This is a genomic window from Streptomyces sp. NPDC090077 (assembly GCF_044747545.1).
Taxonomy (GTDB): Bacteria; Actinomycetota; Actinomycetes; order Streptomycetales; family Streptomycetaceae; genus Streptomyces.
This window is the reverse complement of sequence record NZ_JBIVEG010000013.1, coordinates 185,969-208,386: the sequence shown is the minus strand read 5'-3', so window position 1 is coordinate 208,386 and position 22,418 is coordinate 185,969. Positions and strand designations below refer to the sequence as shown.

General features: G+C 73.4%; 21 protein-coding genes. 8 read left to right on the top strand and 13 right to left on the bottom strand.

The window, feature by feature from the left end; translation table 11 throughout:
* Window positions 1-61 precede the first annotated feature (61 nt).
* Together ACIPW5_RS22690 and ACIPW5_RS22685 are read left to right on the top strand one after the other, a co-directional pair.
* Window positions 62-895 carry a response regulator transcription factor gene (locus ACIPW5_RS22690; protein WP_401247694.1) on the top strand — a complete coding sequence of 278 codons (834 nt, stop codon included), beginning with the start codon at window positions 62-64 and terminating at the stop codon, window positions 893-895.
* Entirely contained in the window at window positions 888-1,997 is a 1,110-nt protein-coding gene (locus ACIPW5_RS22685; protein ID WP_401247691.1) for a sensor histidine kinase, read from the top strand. The genes ACIPW5_RS22690 and ACIPW5_RS22685 overlap by 8 nt, the downstream gene beginning before the upstream one ends.
* Before the next feature lie 156 nt (window positions 1,998-2,153).
* Here the strand turns inward: ACIPW5_RS22685 and ACIPW5_RS22680 are convergent, their stop codons facing one another.
* Window positions 2,154-3,218 (bottom strand): NAD-dependent epimerase/dehydratase family protein, encoded by a 1,065-nt coding sequence (locus tag ACIPW5_RS22680; protein WP_401247688.1) that lies wholly within the window; start codon window positions 3,216-3,218, stop codon window positions 2,154-2,156.
* A 183-nt stretch (window positions 3,219-3,401) separates the two neighbouring features.
* The gene (locus ACIPW5_RS22675; protein WP_401247686.1) at window positions 3,402-4,820 is read right to left on the bottom strand and encodes a PLP-dependent aminotransferase family protein; all 1,419 of its coding nucleotides are present in this window, start codon (window positions 4,818-4,820) and stop codon (window positions 3,402-3,404) included.
* A 62-nt stretch (window positions 4,821-4,882) separates the two neighbouring features.
* Between ACIPW5_RS22675 and ACIPW5_RS22670 the strand changes: the two genes are divergently transcribed.
* The gene (locus ACIPW5_RS22670) at window positions 4,883-5,647 is read left to right on the top strand and encodes a YitT family protein (RefSeq protein WP_401247684.1); all 765 of its coding nucleotides are present in this window, start codon (window positions 4,883-4,885) and stop codon (window positions 5,645-5,647) included.
* Here ACIPW5_RS22670 and ACIPW5_RS22665 read toward each other — a convergent pair.
* Together ACIPW5_RS22665 and ACIPW5_RS22660 are read right to left on the bottom strand one after the other, a co-directional pair.
* Entirely contained in the window at window positions 5,556-6,596 is a 1,041-nt protein-coding gene (locus tag ACIPW5_RS22665) for a hypothetical protein (protein WP_401247681.1), read from the bottom strand. The genes ACIPW5_RS22670 and ACIPW5_RS22665 overlap by 92 nt on opposite strands.
* A 31-nt stretch (window positions 6,597-6,627) precedes the next feature.
* On the bottom strand, window positions 6,628-7,947 hold the full coding sequence (locus ACIPW5_RS22660; RefSeq protein ID WP_401247679.1) for a DNA/RNA non-specific endonuclease: 1,320 nt from the start codon (window positions 7,945-7,947) through the stop codon (window positions 6,628-6,630).
* Window positions 7,948-8,485: 538 nt separating this feature from the next.
* Here ACIPW5_RS22660 and ACIPW5_RS22655 point away from each other — a divergent pair.
* The gene (locus ACIPW5_RS22655; protein WP_401247676.1) at window positions 8,486-9,760 is read left to right on the top strand and encodes a hypothetical protein; all 1,275 of its coding nucleotides are present in this window, start codon (window positions 8,486-8,488) and stop codon (window positions 9,758-9,760) included.
* A gap of 75 nt (window positions 9,761-9,835) precedes the next feature.
* Here ACIPW5_RS22655 and ACIPW5_RS22650 read toward each other — a convergent pair whose 3' ends face one another.
* Window positions 9,836-10,699 (bottom strand): DUF3592 domain-containing protein, encoded by an 864-nt coding sequence (locus tag ACIPW5_RS22650; RefSeq protein ID WP_401247674.1) that lies wholly within the window; start codon window positions 10,697-10,699, stop codon window positions 9,836-9,838.
* A gap of 143 nt (window positions 10,700-10,842) precedes the next feature.
* Between ACIPW5_RS22650 and ACIPW5_RS22645 the strand changes: the two genes are divergently transcribed.
* Window positions 10,843-11,319, top strand: a complete 477-nt coding sequence (locus ACIPW5_RS22645; protein ID WP_401247671.1) for a cupin domain-containing protein — start codon at window positions 10,843-10,845, stop codon at window positions 11,317-11,319.
* A gap of 36 nt (window positions 11,320-11,355) precedes the next feature.
* Here ACIPW5_RS22645 and ACIPW5_RS22640 read toward each other — a convergent pair whose 3' ends face one another.
* From ACIPW5_RS22640 to ACIPW5_RS22615, 6 genes are read right to left on the bottom strand one after another with little or no spacing between them, the layout of a single operon-like run.
* Window positions 11,356-12,423 (bottom strand): terpene synthase family protein, encoded by a 1,068-nt coding sequence (locus tag ACIPW5_RS22640; protein WP_401247670.1) that lies wholly within the window; start codon window positions 12,421-12,423, stop codon window positions 11,356-11,358.
* Complete coding sequence (locus ACIPW5_RS22635; protein WP_401247667.1) at window positions 12,410-13,132, bottom strand: hypothetical protein; 723 nt, start codon at window positions 13,130-13,132, stop codon at window positions 12,410-12,412. The genes ACIPW5_RS22640 and ACIPW5_RS22635 overlap by 14 nt, the downstream gene beginning before the upstream one ends.
* A gap of 44 nt (window positions 13,133-13,176) precedes the next feature.
* Window positions 13,177-13,563, bottom strand: a complete 387-nt coding sequence (locus ACIPW5_RS22630) for a nuclear transport factor 2 family protein (RefSeq protein ID WP_401247665.1) — start codon at window positions 13,561-13,563, stop codon at window positions 13,177-13,179.
* Between the two features lie 37 nt (window positions 13,564-13,600).
* Window positions 13,601-14,368 (bottom strand): glucose 1-dehydrogenase, encoded by a 768-nt coding sequence (locus ACIPW5_RS22625; RefSeq protein WP_401247662.1) that lies wholly within the window; start codon window positions 14,366-14,368, stop codon window positions 13,601-13,603.
* A 25-nt stretch (window positions 14,369-14,393) separates the two neighbouring features.
* Window positions 14,394-15,803 carry a cytochrome P450 gene (locus tag ACIPW5_RS22620; RefSeq protein WP_401247659.1) on the bottom strand — a complete coding sequence of 470 codons (1,410 nt, stop codon included), beginning with the start codon at window positions 15,801-15,803 and terminating at the stop codon, window positions 14,394-14,396.
* Window positions 15,800-16,879 (bottom strand): polyprenyl synthetase family protein, encoded by a 1,080-nt coding sequence (locus tag ACIPW5_RS22615; RefSeq protein WP_401247656.1) that lies wholly within the window; start codon window positions 16,877-16,879, stop codon window positions 15,800-15,802. Before ACIPW5_RS22615 ends, ACIPW5_RS22620 begins: the two co-directional genes overlap by 4 nt.
* A gap of 502 nt (window positions 16,880-17,381) precedes the next feature.
* On the opposite strand from ACIPW5_RS22615, the gene ACIPW5_RS22610 reads away from it, so the two are divergent.
* The 3 genes from ACIPW5_RS22610 (at window position 17,382) to ACIPW5_RS22600 (ending at window position 19,938) form a co-directional block, all read left to right on the top strand.
* On the top strand, window positions 17,382-17,663 hold the full coding sequence (locus ACIPW5_RS22610; RefSeq protein WP_401247653.1) for a polyprenyl synthetase: 282 nt from the start codon (window positions 17,382-17,384) through the stop codon (window positions 17,661-17,663).
* Window positions 17,656-18,708 (top strand): polyprenyl synthetase family protein, encoded by a 1,053-nt coding sequence (locus ACIPW5_RS22605; protein ID WP_401247650.1) that lies wholly within the window; start codon window positions 17,656-17,658, stop codon window positions 18,706-18,708. Before ACIPW5_RS22610 ends, ACIPW5_RS22605 begins: the two co-directional genes overlap by 8 nt.
* Window positions 18,709-18,774: 66 nt before the next feature.
* Window positions 18,775-19,938 (top strand): oxygenase MpaB family protein, encoded by a 1,164-nt coding sequence (locus tag ACIPW5_RS22600; RefSeq protein ID WP_401247648.1) that lies wholly within the window; start codon window positions 18,775-18,777, stop codon window positions 19,936-19,938.
* 22 nt (window positions 19,939-19,960) lie between these two features.
* On the opposite strand, the gene ACIPW5_RS22595 is transcribed toward ACIPW5_RS22600, so the two are convergent.
* Window positions 19,961-21,061, bottom strand: a complete 1,101-nt coding sequence (locus tag ACIPW5_RS22595; protein WP_401247645.1) for an alpha-hydroxy acid oxidase — start codon at window positions 21,059-21,061, stop codon at window positions 19,961-19,963.
* Entirely contained in the window at window positions 21,058-22,317 is a 1,260-nt protein-coding gene (locus ACIPW5_RS22590; protein ID WP_401247642.1) for an ATP-grasp domain-containing protein, read from the bottom strand. The genes ACIPW5_RS22595 and ACIPW5_RS22590 overlap by 4 nt, the downstream gene beginning before the upstream one ends.
* Window positions 22,318-22,418 lie beyond the last annotated feature (101 nt).

Sequence of the window (22,418 nt, the reverse complement as noted above, 5' to 3'; positions counted from 1 at the left end):
ACCGCGCCGCCCGGCGGCAGCCGCGGCTCCGCACGGCACGGTGCGGTGACACCCTGGGGGCATGGCAATCAGCAATGACACCGGTTCCGCTCCCGGCCCCGCCCCGGGCGGGGGCGTCGCGGGCCGGATCCTGGTCGTGGACGACGACCCGACCGTCTCCGAGGTCGTGGCGGGGTACCTGCAGCGGGCCGGCTTCACCGTGCACCGGGCTGCGGACGGCCCGGCCGCGCTGGAGGCCGCCGCCCGCCACCGCCCCGACCTCGTCGTCCTCGACCTGATGCTCCCGGGCATGGACGGCCTGGAAGTCTGCCGTCGGCTGCGGGCGAACGGGAACGCGACGCACACCCTTCCCGTGGTCATGCTCACTGCGCGCGGAGACGAAGAGGACCGCATCCTGGGCCTGGAGGTCGGCGCGGACGACTACGTCACCAAACCCTTCAGCCCCCGCGAACTGGTCCTGCGCGTGCGGTCGGTCCTGCGCAGGGCCTCCACCGTGCTCCCGGAGGACGAGCCCGGACTCGCCGCGGCCGGACTGTCCGTGGATCCCGCCGCTCGCCGGGCGACGAAGGACGGCGCGGAACTCGCCCTCACCCTGAGGGAGTTCGACCTGCTCGCCTACTTCCTCCGGCACGCCGGGCAGGTCTGTGACCGGGAGCGGCTGATGCGCGACGTCTGGGGCTGGGACTTCGGCGACCTGTCCACCGTCACCGTGCACGTCCGCAGGCTCCGGGCCAAGATCGAGGAGGATCCCGCCGACCCGCAGCTGATCCGGACGGTCTGGGGCGCCGGATACCGCTTCGAGGCGGGCCCGCACCCGTCCGACCGGTCTCGGACCGCGACGGCAACCGCGACGGCAACCGCGACGGGACCCGGGACGGACGACGGCCGTGCGTGACCTGCTGCTCATCGCCCTCTACGCGTTCCTCGGCGCGGCGGCGGCCGGGCTGCTCGGCGCCGTCGCCCTGCGGATACTGCGCCGCCGCAGCGTGGCCGCGTCCCTGGCCGTCGTCACGGTGGTCGCCGTGTCCGCGATGCTCGCGGGGACCCTCTCCGTAGCCTGGGCCATGTTCCTGTCCTCCCACGACCTCACCGTGGTGACCACGGTCGTCGCCATGGCAGCCGCCGTGTCGCTCGGCACCGCACTGCTGCTGGGCCGGCAGGTCGTCCTGCGCTGCCGGGAACTGCTCAGCGCGGCCAGGAACTTCGGTGAGGACGGCGTCTTCACGGCTCCTGCCGCGCAGGCCCCCGCCGAACTCGCGGCGCTGAGCCGTGAACTGGCCCTCACCAGCGAGCGCCTGGCCGCCTCGCGTGAACGCGAGCGGGCCCTGGAGACCTCCAGGCGCGAGCTCGTCGCCTGGATCTCGCACGACCTGCGGACCCCGCTGGCCGGGCTGCGCGCCATGTCGGAGGCGCTGGAGGACGGCGTGGTGGCCGATCCGGTCCGGTACCACCGGCAGATGCGCGCGGAGGTGGACCGGCTCAACTCCATGGTCACCGACCTGTTCGAGCTGTCCCGCATCCATGCCGGCGCGCTCTCCCTCAGCCCGACCCGGATCTCCCTGTACGACCTCGTGGGCGATGCCCTGGCGGGCGCCGACGCCCTGGCCCGGCAGCACGGCGTACGCCTGGCGGGCGGTGCCGTGGAGCCGGTGCCGGTGGAGGTCGACGGCAAGGAGATGACACGGGTGCTGTCCAACCTGCTGGTCAACGCCATCCGGCACACCCCGGCCGACGGCACCGTCGCCATCGCGGCCGAACGCCGGGCGAACGCGGTGGTCCTGTCGGTCACCGACGCCTGCGGCGGCATCCCGGAAGAGGACCTGCCCCGCGTCTTCGACACCGGCTGGCGGGGGAGCCGGGCCCGTACGCCTCCCTCGGGCGCGGGCCTGGGACTGGCGATCGTCCGCGGCATCGTCGAGGCGCACGCCGGCCACGCGGACGTCCGCAACGTGCCGGGCGGCTGCCGCTTCGAACTGACCCTCCCGGCCCCCGCGTAAGCCCTCTCGGTCGTCCCCCGAGGCCGCCCGCACGGAGGTCGGCACCGCACGGGGGCCGGAACCCCGCGAAGGCCCGAACCCCGCGCGGGCCGACCGGCAACGCCGTCGCCTGGCCCGCGCCACGCCTCCCGCGGGTCCCCGGGTCCGCGGGAGGCCTCAGCCGATGACGCCCGCCGAGGCCCGCTGACCGGCCCGGGCGAACCCGGCCATCCCGTCGGCGAACCCGACTTCCGCACGCCAGCCCAGCTCGGCGCGCAGCCGGGCGGAGTCGGCGGTGATGTGCCGTACGTCGCCCAGGCGGTACTCGCCGGTCACCACCGGCGCGGGCCCGCCGTACGCGGAGGCGAGTGCCGACGCCATCTCGCCGACCGTGTGCGGTTCCCCGCTGCCGGTGTTGTACGCGGTCAGCGCCCCGCCGGCCGTGCCCCCGACGGCCTCCAGGGCCGCGACGTTCGCCGAGGCCACGTCACTCACGTGGACGAAGTCCCGCCGCTGGGCCCCGTCCTCGAAGACCCGGGGAGCCTCGCCACGGGCCAGTGCGGAGCGGAAGAAGGAGGCGACTCCCGCATAAGGGGTGTCCCGCGGCATGCCCGGTCCGTACACGTTGTGGTAGCGCAGCGAGACCGCACGGCCCTCCACGCAGCGGGCCCAGGAAGCCGCCAGGTGTTCCTGGGCCAGTTTCGTCGTCGCGTAGACGTTCCGGGGGTCCGTCGGCGCGTCCTCGCCGACCAGGCCCGGAGCGAGTTCCGCCCCGCAGGCGGGGCAGCGGGGCTCGAAACGGCCCGTGTCGAGGTCCTCGGTCAGCCGCGGCCCGGGGCGGACCGTTCCGTGCCGCCCGCAGGTGTAGCGGCCTTCCCCGTACACCACCATCGACCCGGCGAGCACGAGCTCCCGGACCCCGGCGGCCGCCATCTCCGCCAGCAGCACCGCCGTCCCGAGATCGTTGCAGCCGACGTAGTCGGGCGCGTCCGCGAAGTCCTTCCCCAGCCCGACCATCGCCGCCTGGTGGCACACCGCGTCCACCCCGTGGAGCGCCGCCCGGACCGCTTCGGGGTCCCGTACGTCGGCCCGGACGAACTCGGCGTCGGGCAGCGGCGGGGTGTCGGGGTGGGCAGCGGGCAGCAGGGCGTCGAGGACGACGGGGTCGTGCCCCCGGTCCGTGAGGGCGGTGACGATGTGGGAGCCGATGAACCCGGCTCCGCCGGTGACGAGTACGCGCATGCTCCGGACGCTACGCAGTGCCGGGAGCCGGGGAGGTGTTCCACGACCGGACGTAAGACTTCCGTCATACGGACGCGACGGCACCCTTGCCACCCTGACGGCCCACGGCTCCGTGCCGAGCTCCTGAAGGTCCCCGGCGCGGCGTGGAGGGCGAACACCCACGCGATGCGCCGCCCGAGCCCGTCAGGCCACCGGCGCCGGTGTGTGGGTCCCCGTACTGCCGCGCCCGAGGGCCTGTGCGGCCCGCGCGAGCCTGCGTACCCCCTCGGCCAGTCGGTCGGCGGGGAGCGTGTAGGGCAGCCGGACGTTGCGTTCGAACGCGCCGCCCACCCCGAACCGCGGGCCGGCCGCGATGACCACTCCGTGGTCCGGGGCCACGGCCGCGAGCCGGGAACTGACGGGCTCGGGGAAGGTGGCCCAGAGCGTCATGCCGCCCGCGGTCCGGGGTGCGTGGACTTCGGGCAGGTGCTCGGCGAGCGCCCCGCGCAGGGCGTCCCGCTGGGCGGCGAGCCGCGCGAGCGCGTCGGAACGCCGGGTCCGGCGCGCGTCGAGCAGGACGGCCGTGGCGAGTTGCTCCACCACGGGAGTGCCGAGGTCCGTCGCCGGCCGGAGCTGCTCGATGCGCTTCAGGAGGGACGGGACCGCGCGGATCCAGCCGATGCGCAGGCCGCCCCAGATGCTCTTGGACACGGAGCCGACGCAGATGACCGTGGGCCCGGGCATGGGGGTGTGCGCCGCGAACGGCTCCGGGCCCGGTCCCCCGTCCAGGACGAGGTCGGTCAGGGTCTCGTCGACGACGGCGGGACAGGCCAGCCTGAGACCGCGGCGCACCGCCGTGGGCATGCACGACCCGGTGGGGTTGTGGAAGTCGGGAACCAGGTAGGCGAGACGCGCGGCGCGGCCCGCCGCCAGGAACTGCTCGACGTCCCAGCCGGAGGGCACGACGGACACGGGAAGCAGGCGGGCGCGCGCCTCGGTGAACGCCTTGATCGCGTGCGGGTAGGTCGGGTGCTCGATCAGCACCTTGTCGCGGGGGGAGAGCAGGGCGCGGGCCAGCAGGGCGACCGCGTGCTGCGCCCCGTTGGTGATCAGGATCTGGTCGGGGGCCGTGGGCAGGCCGCGCCGCTCGTACCAGCGGGCGACGGCTTCACGCAGCTCCGCGGTTCCGTACCGGTCGTACCCGTGCTTCTCGAGGTGCCTGGGCAGCTGTTCGAGTGCGGTCGCGAAGGCGGCGTGGAGGATCTCGACGGGTGCGGGCGGGGCCGCGATCGACAGGTCGATGACCGCCGGGTCCGTGCCGACGCCGGTGCGCGTGACCTCCTCGGCCGGTGTGTCGTCGGGCAGCCGTACGGTCGCCCTGGCGCGGGCCCGCGTGGCGAGGTAGCCGTCCTCGACCAGCGTGCGGTACGCGACGCCCACTGTGGTCCTGCTGATGCCGAGCGCGGCGGCGAGGTCGCGTTCGCCCGGCAGGGCGGTGCCCAGGGACAGCCGGCCGTCCAGAACGAGCAGCCGGAGCCGGTCGGAGAGGCGCTGGTGCGCGGGCCCGGCCCCCTCCTGCCAGGTCCCCAGCATGCGGGCGGTCGCGTGCGAACTGGTCTTCACCCGGGCCAGCGTAGCCAATCTGGCTATGGAATCCAGGTCCAGATGCCACGGAAGGTTGCCGCATGGCACCTTCAGCTCCTCCTCTCACCGCCCCAGGACAAGCCTCCTCCCGGACCCGTTCCGGGGCCCGGATCCGCACGCGGCGCACGACCCGCCGCGTCCCGCAGCTCCTGGTCGGCCTCGCCGGGTACGGGGCCTCGGTCATGCTGCTCGTCCAGTCCGGACTCGGCGCGGCCAGCTGGAACGTCCTCACGGAGGGCACCGCACGGACACTCGGCGTCTCCTTCGGCTGGGCGACCAACCTGATCTCGCTCCTCGTGCTCCTCGCCTGGATACCCCTGCGCGAGAGACCCGGCCCCGGCACGCTCCTCAACATCGCCGTCGTCGGCTTCGCCGCGGACGCCACCGCCACCGTGCTCCCAGTCCCGCACGGACTGCCCGCCCAGGCCGGCTACCTCGCCCTCGGCCTCGTCGCCCTCGCCTTCTTCGACGCCCTCTACCTCGGCGCACGGTTCGGTCCGGGGCCGCGCGACGGCATCATGACCGGCCTCGTACGCCTCACCGGCCGGCCGGTCGCCGCGGTGCGCACCGTCATCGAGGTCGCCGTCGCGGCCGCGGGCTGGCTCCTCGGCGGCACGGTCGGCGTCGGCACCGTCCTCGTCGCCCTGCTCCTGGGACCCCTGATCGGCTTCTTCCTCCCCCGCGTGACCGTCAGCCTCCCCACGGAACCGACGCTCACTGGATCAGCGCGATGTGCGGATGGAGCGGGGACGCCGGGCAGAGGTGAATCTGCATGCCGTAGCCCCCGGCGAGGACGACCCCGGTGAAGTTCGCCGGGGGGCTTCCCCGTGGCAGGTCGCCGGCCCGGTCCTCGACGGGGGCCCAGCTCTCGCTGCCACCGTCCCATTCGGTGGAGGCGATCGTCAGCAGCGGGTCCATCCCGGTGTCGCACGCGGGACAGCGCCGGGGCACGGGGTCGGTGAGCCCCCAGTTGCTCCAGCCGCCGACCTTCCAGCCGGGGGAGACCGAGAGGTGGTTCAGGTAGAACTCCTCCGGGGCGGGCCCGTAGGAGCTGCCCACCGCCGGTCCGGCCGCCTGCCACTGGTTCCGGTCGCCCACCTGCTCCCGCAGCTCCCGGCTCAGCTCCATGGGGTTCGGGTACTCGGTGACCTGCTCCGGTGCGAGCAGGCAGGGATCGGGCAGGTAGTCGGCGAACTGGATCGCGGAGGGCTCGGGAGGTGCGCCGAGGACATCGGTGACCTCGGCGGCGGACCGCCAGACCAGTACGGGCCGGGGGTTCGCCGGGTGGTCGAAGGGACACCAGAGGACCTGGAGGAGATCGGCCCCGGGCGGCCCGAGCGTCCGGAGCCGAGGAACGTCCCGCACGTACAGCTGGGCTACGGGCAGCATGGCGGCCGGGCCCTCGGGCCAGGGCCGGCCGGCCTGGAGCCGCTCGTCGGCCGCCAGTTCTTCCGGAGTGGTCCAGGGGCCCTGAGGCTCGCGGCGCCGCCGGTCTTCCATCGCCGCCCGGTGGCGACGCAGCAGCCGCACGTCCGCCGGCGAGGGGCCGGTGCGCGCACCGTGTCCCTCGTGCGGCTCGTCGCAGTGCGGCCACGGCTCGTCGGCGGGCCACAGCAGCGGCCCGCCGACGGAGCTGTCGTGCACGGACGGCGATCCGGGGCGGGGGTGCAGCCGGGTCGCCGTGCGCGCCAGCGGAGCCAGCCGGGGGAAGAGCGCGGTGACGTCGAACGGCCGCGGCGGGGTGGTGCGATGCATGCCGGCTCCCGCAACCACCAACCGGTTGACGTCAGTTTCCGAGGTTGAGCAGCCCGGTGCTCCCCTTGGTGTTGGGGACGCCGGTGATGGGCAGCAAACTCTGTGTACCGTCTGCCCGCTGGATCGCGGCGCTCATGGCGACGCCCGTGGGGATCGTACTGGCGTCGTCCTTGTAGAGGGGGGTCACCTGGTAGTAGACGGCGTCATCCGGCCCCATGGTGGCCGCATCGACCGCGTTCTTCACGTCCGTCTCGAAGGTCCGCATGCTGGGCGTTCCGGTGTTCATTCCCACCTGCCAGCAGGGGACGAGGTTGCTCTGCCCGCCGTCCTCCGTCTGCCCCTTCCCGCCGAGGACCTTGGCGATCAGATGGCACCGGGCGAGCCCGTACGGAGCCGGGGCGCCGGGAGCGGCGTAAGGGCGGGCGAAGGCCTGCGCGTCCTGCCAGCCGGTGATGTCCCCCGAAGCCAGGCTGCCGTCGCCGAGCGTCTTGCGCAGGCAGGCCTGGGCTCCGGCTGCTCGGGTACCGGCCGGGCTGGTCGGGTCGGTCCGGTTGCGGTGCTTGACCGGCTGGGTGCTGTTGAGGATCCACCCGTCGCCGGAATTGGCCTGCAGCATCTTCAGGCACGCGGCCTTCGGCTTGGTGAGGCGCTCCGTCCTGCGCGCCGGCTCCGCTACACAGATGTCGCCGTTCAGGAACTGGAAGTGGGACACGCCGGCGTCGAGTTCAGCTGTGTAAAGACCCTCGTCCTGGTTCTTGTCGCTCGTGTAGCCACCCTGCCAACTGCCGCGCAGGGCGAGGTTGCCCTGACTGGTGTATTCGTGGGTGTAGTTGTTCGGCCCCTTGATGGTGACGAGCCACCTGTAGCCGATGGCCGACCCGCCCAGGACGTCGAACCCGGTCTCCATGGCGAACGGGTGGTGGTTGGGCTTCTCCTTGAGCCTGACCCAGGTGATGCCGCACGGTTTTGGCTCGGCGGCCTGGAGCCGGCTCTCGGCCTGCTGGGCGGCGCGGCGCATGACGAGGTCCTTGTGGGCCGCCGGGATGGGAAGGGTCTTCCCGTCGGCCAGCCGCACGGTGACGTTGCCCGCGCCGTCCGGTGTTGCGGTGACCAGCTCCGTCACCCGCACCGTGGTCATCTCGGACGTGATGGTGCGTTCCGTCGTGCCCTCCGTGACGGCGCTCCCGCGGTCGGCGGGCTGCGCGGGCGTGGAGGCGGCCGTCGCCGTGCCACCGCTGAACGCGACGGCGGCGGCCGTCGCGGCCACCGCCGCCCCTGACAGGGCGCGGCGCAGCCTGTTCGGCTTGCGGACCCGCCCTGGGCGGTGGCGACGTAAGCCAGATATGGACATGTTCATCCTCTTCTTCGTGTGAGCCGGTCAGGCCGGCCGCCTTCGCCGGAGTCCCCTCGCCGTGCTGATGGCGGCCTGCTTCCGTCGTTCATAGAGCCATTCGGGAAACCGCACAAACATCCGGGCCGCCCCGGCCGTCCAAGGCGTTTGGTTTCGGAGTCCGCGAATTGGCCGAATGCCGTGATCATGTGAGGGAGGGTCGGCCGCGCCGGCGGATGACGAGGAACCGATCCGCCACTCGCCGAACGCCGGGGGACGGCGGCGGATCCACGGCCGACCGGCCCTCCGCACGCTGATTGCGGGGACTTAGGGCTGCGCAATGAAATCCCGGTGAAACCACTCGGGGTCATCCTGCCGAACGGGCCATGACCGGACAGGGGCCGCGCCCCCGGACCGTCCGATTCCGTCGTCGTCACTCCGCCGCTGCCGACGCTAGGTTCGACCTGATCAAGAACCGCTCACCATCACATCGACCACACCACCGGCCGGGACTCCCGCCTGCCCCGACGCGGAGACCGGTCGAAGGGGGATGAACACGATGCGTCATTCACGATCATCCGGACTCCGGAGGAGCGGGCTGACCGTCCTCACCGCGCTCGCCGCCTTCGCACTGGCCGCCCCGACGGCGACGGCGATGCCGACGGCGGCTCCGGCCGAGCCGGCCGCTCCGGCGGCCGGTCAGCCCAGGCTCGGCGATTCCTGTACGTCCGCCGACCTCGGCAAGCGCTACCCGTACATCAAGTCCACGCAGGTCGTCCCGACGATCACGCATTTCAAGGGCTGGTACGTCACCGAGGGGTCAACGGGCTCCCAGACGATCGAGACCAGTACACAGACCGTGGTCACGGTCCAGGTCGGCCTCTCCGCCAACATCCAGGGCAGCTTCCAGGTCGAGCTGCTCGGCCAGGTGGGCGGGAGCCTGGGCCTCAACGTGCAGATCTCCTCCAGTACCACCAGCAGCCAGTCCAAGTCGATCTCCTGGGACTTCCGCAGGCCCGGCTACTACGCTCTGTACGAGGGGACCCGCAAGGTCACCGGGCAGTACGGCAGCCTGAACTGCAACCGCGTCGGCACCGGCAACGGCACCTACGCCACCCGGTGGATCGACGGGCCCGAGAGCGGCAGCTACACCACCTACACCACCCTCGAAGAGGGCGCGGTCCGCTGCGAGGACACCGTCCCGGCCGGCAGCATCATGCGCAAGGCACAGGACCTCCTCGACTGCGGTTCCCCGGCCGCGACCGCGAAGCACCGGGCCGGCCCCGTCCCCTCGGCCAAGGCCGACGGGGCCGAGCGCGACGCGGACGCCGCCGCCACGGCCGCCCAGGACACGAAGGCCGCCCAACCCGCCCCGCGCGCGGCCCTGAACTGCCAGCCCGGCGCCTACCGGATCGACGTCCCCGGCAAGCCGCTGAACTGGAGCGCACCGCTCCTGGCCAATGACGGCATCCGCCTGCGCGAATCCACGTTCTTCAGCGCCCACCTGGACAACTGGCGCCTGTGCAACGTGACGGAGAACAACGGAGTCCTCGAGGCGTCCCTGTGGAACTGGGGCAACGGCGGATGCGCGACCGTCCCGGCGGCCATCGCCAACCAGGAGCAGGCCTACCTGACGACGGCCGCCTGTGCGGAGGACGACCTCCAGCGCTTCTACATCTACCGCGACGCACCCGGCAGCCCGAAGATCGGTCTGCAGAACAAGTACACCGGCTCCATGATGGGCTACGACCGCTACGCGGACGGGGAGTTGATCCGCCAGTACTCGAGCGGCAGGCAGGACGGCACGGGTACGTACACCCTGACCGGAGTATGACGGCTCGGCGACAGGGTGCCACGGCAGGGGGGTCCCGATAGCCCCACCGGGGGGCATCGGTGAGCGCCGCCCGCTTCACAGCGCGACCGCCCCCACGACGGTCGTGGCCAGCACGACGAGCAGGCCCAGGAGGTGGTGGGCGATGTCCTGCTTGCAGGAACGGCGTTCCGCCGCGGGGTCCAGGGTGAAGTCGGCCGGGTCGTCGGGCGCGTAGTGGATCGTGACGTCCCGGCCCCGGGAGCCGGCGGGGTCCGGCAGCCCCGAGCCGCAGTAGGCGGTGACGGCCCTGCCGTCGCGGGTGCCGAAGGCCACGACCGGCACCGGGCGGGTGGAGACGTGGCCGTCGTCGTCGGCCGCGCTGACGCTCGTGATCACGGCGACGACCCTGCCGGGGACGGCGGTCATGGAGTCCAGCGTGGCGAGACGGTGGTTCATGTCCCGCACGTTCCCGGGCAGGTGCCAGATGCCGGAGAGGGCCCACGGCCCGCCGAAGCCGAGCAGCGCCCACGGCCAGCCCCGGTCGACCGCGACGACGACCACCACGCCGGCGTAGACGAGGAAGGCCGCGAAGTTCGGCCGGCCGAGCCCGCGCACGTCTGCCCCCGGGCTGCCGGTGAACCGGAAGGCCTGCGGGCTCCCGGGTGGGTAGCGGACGCCGACCTCCCGGCCCGTCCAGGCCGCGGTGATCCTGTCGCCCCGCTCACCGTCGTTGGTCACGGTGAACTCCTCCAGGGTGGACGGCTCGCGGAAGGAGACGACCACCGGTATCCCCGAGCTCGGGGAGCTCCCGTGCCGGGGCTCCTCCACCCGCTCGATCCGCCCGACCACCCGCACCATCCGCCGGGCCCGGTTCACCCCGGCCAGTGACCGTCCGTACCCGATCAGTGCGACCAAGCCGAACAGCCCGCACCACAGTGCCAGGTATCCGTACCAGCCCATGTGTCCTCCTCCGACCCCATCGTGTCCGGCTCGTGTGTCGCTGGCGTCCGGGCACGACATCCCCGCGGATCTGGGAGGGTTGGCCCGGCGCCACATCGGTGCCGCCCCGCACCTGTACCACCTGCACCGACCGGGAGAGAAGCATGACCATCAAGGACATCGGGCCGGACCCTCAGAGCTTCGACCTCGAAAAGGCGACGGTCGAGAACACGGACTACCGCTCGGTCGCCTGGTCGGGGAAGTACCTCCAGCTGACCCTCATGTCGATCCCGGTGGGCGAGGACATCGGCCTGGAGGCGCACCCGGAGACCGACCAGTTCCTGCGGCTCGACGCGGGCCGGGGACGCGTCCAGATGGGCACCGCGAAGGACCGGCTCGACTTCGACCGGGAGGTCGAGGACGGCTGGGCGGTCTTCGTCCCCGCCGGGACCTGGCACAACGTCACCAACATCGGTGACGAGCCCCTGAAGCTCTACGCCGTCTACGCCCCGGTCCACCACGCCCCGGACAAGGTCCACGCGACCTTCGCCGACGCGGAGCGCGACGAAGCCTCGGGCAGCGACGAGCCGCCGAGCTGGTCGGTCCAGCCCGCCCGGCAGGTGTCGGACGAGCACGCCTGAACCACTGCCTCGACGCCGACTCCGCCGGCACCGGGCTCACGGGCGGGGCGGGGTCCCTGTCGCAGCGGCCACGGCCAGTAGCTGGTTGGGGTGCTCGCGCGCGGTGAGGCGGACGGTCGTGCTGTAGCGGTCTGTCTTGTCCAGCTGCCACTTGATGCCTTCGTACAGCCAGTCCTCCAGGATCTGGAGGTGGACGGAGACGTCGCTCCTTCCGTCGAGGGCGGGCTCGGACAGCCCGCCGGACGAGTGGAACCGGGCCCGCAGTGCACTGAGTTCGGCGGCCGCGCGGTGGTACCGGGCGGCCGCCCGGTCGACGTTGCGCTGCAGGTCGCCGCCGTACTCCTCCTGGAGGGACAGGACGAGGTTGTCCCGGATGCCGCGCAGGAGGTCGGCCTTGAGGCCGATGATGTCGTTCGCGAGGGCGATCCCGAGGGTGGTGACGTGCCCGGCCCGCACCAGGACGGGATGCCGCACCACGTCCGACGGTATCTCGATGCCGTAGGCGTGCTCCGCGAGGGTGAACACCGGCCGTGCGGCGGTGGCGAGCGGCCGTGTTTCCTTCGCCTCTCCGAAGGGGCTCACGGCGCCGCTCCGGACGAGGGCCGCCTCGTGCGAGGCGGTGTCGAGGTAGGGCTTCAGCTCGGTACGCAGCCTGCGGCGCCATGCGGGCGAGGTGTCCTGCTGGAGCCGGTGCCAGATGCCCCGCATGCTCCGCGCGGCGGGCAGGTCCGGGGCGCGGACGTCCCGGTCCTCTTCGGCGAACCAGGTGTGCACGGTGTCCGTGACCGCCGAGACCTCGTTCGGCGTGAGGTGGTGACCGAGCTGCTCCGCCCAGTCGTCGTAGACGAAGAACCACATCATGAGCTCGCCGTAGGTGCGGAACCGCATCCGGGCGACGGCTCCCGGGACGACGTGGGCGCACATGGTCCCGATCCGCTGGGTCCCGTAGTGGTGGAGGGCGGCTCCGGTCGTCAGCAGGCCCGTCGTACGGGCGAACTCGATCACGTGACGGTCGAGTTCGGGTCCCCAGGGTGCTTCCCGCTCGCCGGGGACGAGCCGCAGCTCGGGCAGGGTCAGCAGGTGGGTGAGCTCATCTGCCGGCACGGGTCTCCTCCATGGCGCGTCGGTGCCGGCCGAGGTGGCGGCGGGCGGCGGCGAGGCCCGCGTTCGTGGCCGTGGAGAACACCAGGTCGTCCGGCGGCCGGCCGGGAAGGGTGGCGGGCAGCCTCATCGGTGCCGTGGCGGGGGTGCCCGTCGCGGGGAACAGGTGGAGGGGGTGGCGGCCGACGAGCCGTACCGCGGTCCGCGCCGTGCGCTCGAATCCGCCGAAGTCGACGATGACCAGGGCGAGCTGGGTCCGCCAGGCGCAGCCGCGCAGGAGCAGCGCCACCCACAGGGGAACGATCAGCGTGTCGCCGGCCGTCGTCCGGCCGGGGTTGCGGATCACCGCGACACCGCGGGACAGACCCGTCGGATCGAGTTCGGCCAGGGCGAGCCGGGCGGTCGTGATGAACCGCCGGACGAAGCGGTCGTCCAGGCGCGTGCTCAGCACGGGGTGCCGGCGGTCGGCCATCGGCCGGCCGTCGGCGTCCCGGCGGTCGCAGACGGTGATCAGACCGAGGTTGGGGTAATCGGGGTCCGTGAGTTCCAGGAACGCGTGCGTCGACCACCCGGGCCGGCGGTGGGCGGATCCCAGGCGCGCCCCGAGTCCGAGGACGTGGGGGCCCCGGCCCTCGGCGCCCAGCTCGTAGACCTGCGGGCGAAGGCCGGCCAGCGCGGGCGCGGCTGCCGCCCCCTCCAGTACCGATCGCACGGTGCGCGCCGTCGGTTCCGGCCAGCGCGGGCGGTTCTCGCCGGTCACAGTGCCGCCACTGCGGCCGGATCCTTGTGATAGGCGTCGAGATCGCGGACCAGTCCGTCCCGGACGGTGTAGATCTCCGCCGTGGTGGTGAGCAGGGCCTTGCCCGAGGCCCTGGAGGTGTAGACGACCCGCGCGTTGAGGAGGACCCGCTCCGTGCCCAGGGGCCACATGTCGGTGTCCCGGACCTGCACGTCGTAGTGTTCGAAGAGGGCCCGGTACATGGCGGCGAGGCCCTCGGGACCGCGGTGGTCCGCCGCGTGGGGGAGCCCCGGCGCGATGCGGAACGTGGCCTCGGGGTGGACCAGGGCGAGGGCCTCTGCGAGGGCGCCCGTGGTGAGGGCCGTGAGGAACTCGCCCATGATCTTCATCGGCGTCTGCGGCATGCTTCTTCCCCTCGTCGGATGCGTTCGTCCCGGGCTCTCATTGCGCCGTCCAGCCGCCGTCCACCGGTACGGCCTGGCCGGTCACGAAGGACGAAAGGCCACTGCACAGCCAGGCGGCCGCCTCGGCGATCTCTTCGGGTGAGGCCAGCCGTCGGACGGGGGTGTACGCGACGGCGTCCCGCTCCGTGATGACCTCCGCCCGGATCGCGGATTCGAGCAGCGGTGTACGGACCGCCCCGGGGCAGACGGCGTTGACCCGGATGCCCTGCCCTGCGTATTCGAGGGCGGCCTGCCTGGTCAGGCCCACCACACCGTGTTTGGCGGCGAAGTAGGCCGCCTGGGGCGTGGTGCCGAGGCCGACCAGGCCGGCGACCGAGGACGTGTTGACGATCGTCCCGCCGCCCTGCCGGAGCATCTGGCCGATCTCGTGCTTCATGCACAGCCAGGCGCCGGTGAGGTTGACCCGCAGCACCCGCTCCCAGTTCTCCCGGGTCGACTCGTGCAGCGGGGCGGTCTCCCCGTCGACGCCCGCGTTGTTGAAGGCGCAGTCGAGCCGGCCGTAGTGGCCCACCGCTGCGCGGACCAGCTCGGCGACGTCGCTCTCCGAGGTGACGTCGGCCCGGACGAACACGGCCTCTCCGCCGCTCTTGACGACCGCGTCGGCCGCCTGACGCCCGCCCTCCACGTCGACGTCGGCCAGTACCAGACGGGCCCCGTACGCGCTGAACACACGGGCCGCGGCCGCACCGATCCCGCCTGCCGCACCGGTGATGACGGCAGTCCTGCCGTCCAGTATCGAGCTCATGGCCACCTCCGTTGCACGGTCCGGATCACAGGGGCTTCCGCGCCTCGGCGCGCATGCGCAGACGGCGGGGGTACAGGCTGGCGCTCCTGGCCGGAGCCACCGGCGGGCCCGGGAGGTGCCGCAGCGTCCACCGGGAGGCGATCCCGGCCAGGGCCAGGGTGGCTTCGGTGGTCGCGAACGTGTCGCCGATGCACTTGCGGCTCCCGTTGCCGAAGGGAATCAGGGTGTGCCGGTCCGGCGGCGGGCGGTCGGGCAGCCAGCGGTCGGGGTCGAACCGCTCCGGCTCCTCGAAGAGGTCGGGACGGCGGTGGAGCAGGTAGGGGCTGTAGACGACGGTCGTACCCCGGGGGATGCGGCGGCCTCCCAGCCGGGTGGCCGTGGCAGCGGTCCGCGTCAGGAACCAGCCGGGCGGGTAGAGCCTGAGGCTCTCGGTGATGATCCGGCCGGCGAGACCGAGGCGGGGCAGGTCGGTGTGCCGGGCCCAGCGGCCGTCCAGGGCGGAGTCGACCTCGGCCTGCAGGTCGTGTTCGATCCGCGGATGCGCGGCGACCAGGTGCAGTGCCCAGGCCAGGGCGGAGGCGGTGGTCTCGGTCCCGGCGAGCAGGAACATGAGCACGTTGGCGATGATCTCGGGATCGGACAGGGTCCGGTCCGCTGCCGCCCCCGGGACGTCGTCGTGGGCGCCGAGGAGGGCGGACAGGAGATCGCCGTGCTCGACGCCGGAGGCGCGGCGTTCGGCGAGCAGGGCGTGGACGCTCGCGTGCAGCCGGGCGTCGGCCCGCCGGTAGCGGCGGTTGGCGGGGGTGGGCAGCCGGAGCAGGGGCCGCGGGGTCAGCATGCGCCGGTACACGCCGTCCACGATGACCGTGGTGTCGCGGCGCAGCCCGTCGAACCCGTCCCGGCCGGCCCGGGGGTTCGAGAACATGGTGGCCAGGAGGACGCCGGCGGTGAGGTCCGTCATCTCGGCGTAGACGTCGAGGACCTGTCCCGGCCGCCAGGCCCCGACGAGGTCGGAGATCCGCCCGCTCATCACGTCGGCGTAGCGCGCCATCCGGTCCGGGTGGAACGCGGGCTGCACAAGGCGCCGTTGACGCCGGTGCGGCCCGTGGGGGCACAGGCCCACGCCGTCGCCGATCACCTCCTTCAGCCGTTCGATGAACTCCCCGCCCTTGTCGAAGGTCCGGTCGTCGGTGAGGACCTGGTGCGTCAGGCCCGGATCGCACACCACGACCGCCCGGACCGGGCCCAGCCGGATCTCGACGACGTCGCCGACGGCCGGCAGGGACGACAGGAACGCCAGCGGGTCGCGGAGCATCGGGACCAGGTGGCCGAGGACCGGCAGCTGGCCCGGTGCCGGCGGGACGGCGGACCCGTCCGGGGGTTCCGGGGCGGTGTCGGGCGGGCCCTGGACCCGGTGGTCCCGGTCGCCGGTCACGAGGACCTCACCGTCGCGGCGCGGGCGATCCGGTGCAGGGCATCGGCGGCCGGGGCCGGGAGCCCGGAGTCGGCCAGGGCGCGGCGGGCCCGGGACCGGCGGGCCCGGATCATGCGTTCGACCCGTGCGCGGGCGCCGGTGGCGACGAGGATGGCGCGGATCTCGCCGGCACCGCTCTCGTCCAGGGCAGGGTGGCCGACCAGCCGGTGCAGTGCCTCGCGCTGGGCGGGATCGCAGTGCCGCAGGGCGAGGGCGACGAGGACGCTGTGCTTGCCGTCCCGCAGGTCGTCCAGGCAGGGTTTGCCGGTCGTACCGGGGGTGCCGAAGACGCCGAGCAGGTCGTCACGCAACTGGAAGGCCTCTCCCAGCGGGAGCGCGTAGGCGGTGAGCCGTTGCAGCACGTGGGCGTCGCCGCCGGCGAGGATGGCACCGATGTGCAGGGGGCGTTCGAAGGTGTACTTGGCGGTCTTGTAGCGCAGGATCCTGAAGGCGGACCCGAGTTCGCTGCCGAACCGTCCCGTGGCACACAGATCGAGGTACTGGCCGTACATGAGCTCGGTGCGCATCGCATCGGTGACGGCGAGGAGGGCCGTGAGCCGGCTGCCGTCCAGGCCGGCGGAGTGCAGGATCTCGTCCGACCAGGCCAGTGCGAGGTCGCCCGTGAGGATGGCGGCTCCGGTGCCCAGCCGTTCGGCGGCGCCGGGGGTCCGGCCGTGGCGGAAGCGGCCGGCGTACGTCTCGTGGACGGTGGCCCGTCCGCGCCGGGTGGCGGAGCGGTCCATGACGTCGTCGTGGACGAGGGCGAAGGCATGGAACATCTCCAACGCCGCCCCCACCGTGACGACCTCCCCGGTGTCGCCCGTCCCGCCGGCCGCGTACCAGCCGCAGGCGCACAGCAGGGGGCGTAATCGCTTCCCGCCGCCGAGGACGAACCCGCGCAGGACGTCGATGACTTCGGGCGGCATGCCGTCGTCCGCCGCGGCCCGTGCCTTGCCGGCGAAGTAGTCGTCCAGGTGGGCGTCGACGGCGGCCCGGACGGCCGCGAGCGAATGCCGTGCCGACGCGGTGGCAGCCATGGTCTCAGTCCTTCACGGGCACGAGGGGCGGCGGTCGGCCACATCGGGCCGTGCGAGCGGCAGCAGGGGCGGGGGGTACGGACCGCAGACGGCCCGGGGGGTCATGTAACCAGCGGGGGCCCGCCCCATCCAGCCCCCGCGGCGGCCGCCGGCCCGGTCCTGCGTCCGCCGACCGGGGCGGCCCGCGACGGGGAACACCCCATGAGGCCCGACCGGTCGCGGTGGCTCCTGTCGCACCACGCGCCCCGTCGGCGCCTACTCCACCGGTACGACACGGGGGACGCTTCACCCAGCCCCTTCGCAGGACAGGCCGTCCGCAGCAGCGGTAGCAGCCGTACGCCCCCCTCCCACCGGCCCGCTCCGTGCGACGCCGTAGCCGATGCGCACCTGTTCGTACGTTCACTCGATGGAGTAATCCCGGCGGGCCGCGGAGGGCACGGCGCTACCTTGATGGCGGAAGTGCCCCGGGCCCGCATGTGCCCCACGGTTCAGGAGGATCGGGATGAAGTCTCCGGAAGACCCGGGCCTGGAAGAGCAGGCGGTGCTGCTCGCCGCCGGCCTGGCGGACCTGGCGGTGGGCACCGTCGGCTCGGCCGTCGGGGCCCTGCACAGGCTGCTGCGCCGGTCCGACGGCCCCGAGCTCGTGCAGGACGCGCAGCAGGACCTGATGGCCCGGGGCCGCATCGCCCTGGACCGCGTCGCCCCGGCGGCCCCCGCCCACCTGGAGATCCTGGCCCGGCACGTCCTGGCCCGGCAGGCCGCCGCCCCCGCCGCCGATGTCTGAGGGCTGGGACCCGGACGGCTTCAAACACCGTGTCGACGCGCTCCTGGAGGAGTTCCTGGCGGCGGAGGCACAACGGCTCCTCGCGATCGACGACGCGCTCCACCCGGTCGCCGAACAACTGCGGACCGCCCCGCGGCACGGCAAGCGCATGAGGGCGGCCTTCTGCTACTGGGGGTGGCGGGCGGCCGGCCAGCCCGACAGCGAAGCCCTGCTGCGCGCGGCCGTCTCCATGGAGCTCGTCCACGCCGCGGCGACCGTCCACGACGACCTCATCGACGACAGCCCGCTGCGCCACGGCCTGCCCACCCCCCACGTCTCCCTGCGCTCCGCCCTCGCCGGCAGGCCGGGGGCGCGCGGCGCCGCCCGCTCGCTGGCCATGCTGGTCGGCGACCACCTGATGGCGCTGGCGGGCCAGCTGTTCGCCGAGAGCGGCCTGCCCTCCGGCTACCTGGCCAGGGCCCGCCCGATGTGGTCGGCCCTCGCGCGGGAGCTGATCGCCGGGGAATGCCTGGAGATCCTCGCCACGGGCTCCCGGCCCGACCCGGAGGTGTCCCTGAAGGTCATCCGCTACAAGACGGCCAAGTACACCGTCGAACACCCCCTGCTCATCGGCGCCCTGCTCGCCGGCGCTTCCCCCCGGCTGCGCGAGACCCTGACCGCGTACGGGCTTCCGCTGGGGGAGGCGTTCCAGCTGCGCGACGACCTCCTGGGCCTGTTCGGCGATCCCGGGCGCACGGGCAAGGCGAGCCTGGACGACATCCGGGGCAACCGCCCCACCGCCCTGCTGGCCATGGCCTGGCGGGCCGCCCTGCCCGCCCAGCGCGAGCACCTCGCAGCCCTCCTGGGACGCAGCGACCTCGACGACGGGCACCTGCGCGACGTCCGCGAGCTGATGGTCGCGCTCAAGGCCCCCGAACAGGTGGAGGACCTGATCACCGCACGCGTACGGGAAGCCGTCCGCCACCTCGGCACCAACGACGTGTCACCCCAGGCCCGGCAGGCCCTGGAGGCCCTCGCGCACCGCGCCGCCGACCGGCGCGCATGACCCACGCCGGACGACGGCCGCCGCCCACCGCCGCGCGGGCCCGTCCGGGAAGGAAGGACCGCTGAGATGACCTACACCGAGACCTCGATGAACGCCCTGCGCCGGAGCGGGGACGAGCTCGCCGACGCCGTCGTGGCCACGCTGTTCGAGCGCGGCGAAGTCGGCACGTTCAACACCCTGATGCGCTACGTCTCCACCGCAGGCTCACCTCTGCCGGACGGACTGCCCGACGTCGCCCGCGAGTACCTGGAGACCACCGGCGCACCCCCGTCCTGGGTCGACTGGGGCGAGATGGAGAAGGCACGGCTGTTCTTCGTCGACAACAACGTCCACATCAGCACCGCGCTGTCCTTCGCCGCCATGCCGGCCTGCTACCTCGTGCCGCACGTGGCCAAGCTGCTGTCCGCCACCCACGGCCTGAACTACCCCTCCAAGCGGATGGCGGAGACCGGCCAGTTCACGGTCTACCTGATGCAGCCCGACGCCTTCGAGGCCGGCAGCCGGTTCATCCCCGCCGCCCAGAAGGTCCGTCTCCTGCACGCCTCCATCCGCCACCACCTGGGACGCGAGGGCCGCTGGGACACCGGGGCCCTGGGGACGCCGATCTGCCAGGAGGACATGATCGGCGGGCAGATGTTCTTCTCCCTGCTCGTCCTGGACAGCCTGCACCGGCTCGGCATCCACATGTCCACCGAGGGCGCCGAGGCGTACTACTACGCCTGGCGCGTCGTCGGCGCCATGCTCGGTGTCGACCAGGACGCCGTACCCGCGAACCTCGACGAGGCGCGGCAGTTCCTCGACCTCTACATGATCCGCCACATGGGCCCCTCCGACGAGGGAACCCACCTGACCCGGCAGCTGATCGACCTCTACGAAGAGGTCGTCCCCGGCACCTTCTTCGACCCGATCGTCTCCGCACTCATCCGCCACCTCGTCGGCGACACCTGCGCCGACTGGCTCCACGTCCCCCGCACCGGCTGGGACCGCGTCGTCAAGGCCGTCCCCGGCCTGCTCGGCGTACTGGAGACCATCGAGGACCGTTCGCCGCTGGGAGCCTGGGCCCTGGACCGCCTCGGCCACCTCACGACCGTCCTCGAACTGTCCTCCCTCACCCGCGGCCGGGTCATGCACTACGCCATCCCCGAACAGCTGAAGAAGGACTTCGGCATCGGCAGCACGGTGCCCCCCACCCGCCGCTGGACCCCTCCCGCCCCCGCCCCGATGCCCTGAGCCGACGGCCGCCGGCGGAGGGTCACCGGGCCGGAGCCACGAGGTCCGGGGTCAGCGAGGCCAGGTCCGGGGCGCCGAGCAGGGCGAGGGCGAGCTCCGTCTCCCGGTGCAGGGCGCGCAGGGCGGCGCTGACGCCGTCGGCGCCGTCGACGGCCAGGCCCCAGACGTACGGGCGGCCGATCGCCACCGCGTCCGCGCCGAGCGCCAGCGCCTTCACCACGTCGGTGCCGCGCCGGATCCCGCCGTCGACGACGACCGGAACCCGGCCCGCCACCGCGGCGGCGACGGCGGGCAGCGTGGCGAGGGGCGGTGCCGCCGTGTCCAGGTTGCGGCCCCCGTGGTTGGACATCCAGACGCCGATCCCGGCTTCGGCCGCCCGACGGGCGTCGTCGGGGCGCACGATGCCCTTGGCCAGGACCGGCAGCCCGGACACCGTACGCAGCCGTTCCAGATCGGCCCAGCCGACCGCCGGGTCGATCCGCGGGTCGTGGATGCCCCGGTGCGCGGATCCGGGCGCACCGGGACGCGATCCGGCCAGGTTGGCGGGGGTCCCGTGGGAGGGGAGGGCGAAACCGTTGCGCAGGTCCCGTTCCCGGAGGCCGGTCACCGGGGTGTCGACGGTGACCACGCAGGCGCCGGCCCCCGCCGCACGGGCCCGGTGCACCAGCTCCTCCGTGAGCGCCCGGTCCCTCTGCACGTACAGCTGGAACCACCACGGCCCGGTGGCCGCGGCGCCGATCTCCTCCAGCGTGAGGGTGGAGAAGGTGCTCACGGTCGTGAGCGCCCCCGCGGCCGCGGCGCCGCGTACGGTGGCCGCTTCCGCCTCGGGGTGGAACAGCCCGTGCGCCGCGGTCGGTGCCAGCAGCACCGGCGAGGGGAGTTCCGTGCCGTGGAGGGTGCGGCGGGTGTCCACGCCCGAGGTGCCGGTGAGGACCCGGGGCAGCAGCGCCAGCCGTTCGTAGGCCTCGGCGTTCCACCGCACCGTGTGCTCGTCCGCCGCGCCGCCCTCCAGGTAGTCGAACGCGGCGGCGGGCAGGACCTCGCGGGCGGCGGCGCGGAAGTCGGCCAGACTGATGGGCCGGGGCTGCCGGGCGGCGGCCCGCGCGGGTGCGGAGGGGGTCACAGGGTTCCCCGGCCCGTGGCCCGCACCCGCAGTTCGAAGCCCAGGCGGTCCACCGCTTCCCGGGCGGCGGACAGCGCCCCTTCGGCGGTCGGGGCGAGCGCGCGGGCGTAGGCGACGCGGGACTCGGAGGACTCCAGGACGCCGACGGCGGACCCGGCGGGCGCCAGCAGCTGCACCTCGGTCACCCCGGGCACGCCGAGGGCGTCTTCGAGACCCGAGGCCGCGGCGAGCACGCCGGGTGCGGGAAGGGCGGCGAACCAGATCGCCGAACTCCTCGGGGTGCGCGGCTCGGCGAGCGTGGCGCGGATGCCGGGGAGGACCGATTCGCCGAGGGTGTGGCGGATGAGGCATTCGGCGATGTCGACGCCGGTCACGTCGTGCGCCAGCGCCGGGATCTCGTCCCCGCCCATGCGTACGTGCGTCTCGATCACCTGCGGTCCCGCCGCGCCGAGGACGATTTCGGTGTGGGTGGCCCCCGACTCGATGCCCAGGGCGTCCAGGATCCGCTCCACGTAGCCGTGCACCTGCTTCTGCCGGCCGGGGTCGAGGTCGGCGGGCGAGACGTGGCCCAGTTCGACGAAGGTCAGCGGGTCCGAGTACTTGCGGGTGATCGCGACGATCTGGTGCTCACCCGCCTCCGAGAACGCCTCGACGCTGAACTGCGGCCCCTCGTGGAACTGTTCCACCAGGACCCCGGCGGTCCCGCCGCAGTCCCCGAGTTCACCGCCGGCCCTGGCGAACGCCGCCTCGGCCTCGTCGGCCTCGCGGACCAGGGCGACGCCCTTGCTGAAGGAGCCGGCGGCCGGCTTCACGATGCAGGGGGTGCCGTGCGCGGCGAGGAACGCCCGCAGTTCGCCGGCGTCCGAGACCAGGGCACTGGCGGTGGAGTCGATCCCGGCCTCGCGCAGCCGGGCCCGCATGGCCTGCTTGTCGTACACCAGGGCGACGGTCCGCGGGGAGTGCGCGGCGAGGCCCAGCGCCTCGCCGACCAGCGCACACTTGTCCTGGTCGCGTTCGCCGAAGGCCACGATGCGGGTGAACGGATCGGCGGCGTGCACGGTCCGGGCGAGCGCGATCCACTCCTCGGCCGGGGCTTCGGTGCCCACCCCGAGGATCCGGGTGTGCTCCGTCGTCTCGCGGAGCCTCGACAGGTAGTCCAGACGGCAGATGACGGTGGTCCGGGTGCCCGGCCGGGCCCGGCGGAGGCGGGTGGGCAGGTCTCGGCCGCTGCCGATGACCAGGACGTGCTCGGACATGACTCTTCACCTCGGGGTCGGGGTCGGGGGAGTGAGGGGCGGAAGGGGCGCTGCGGGTTGCCGGGGCGGGCTCTCGGCCGGCCTGGTTCGGAACAGGGCCG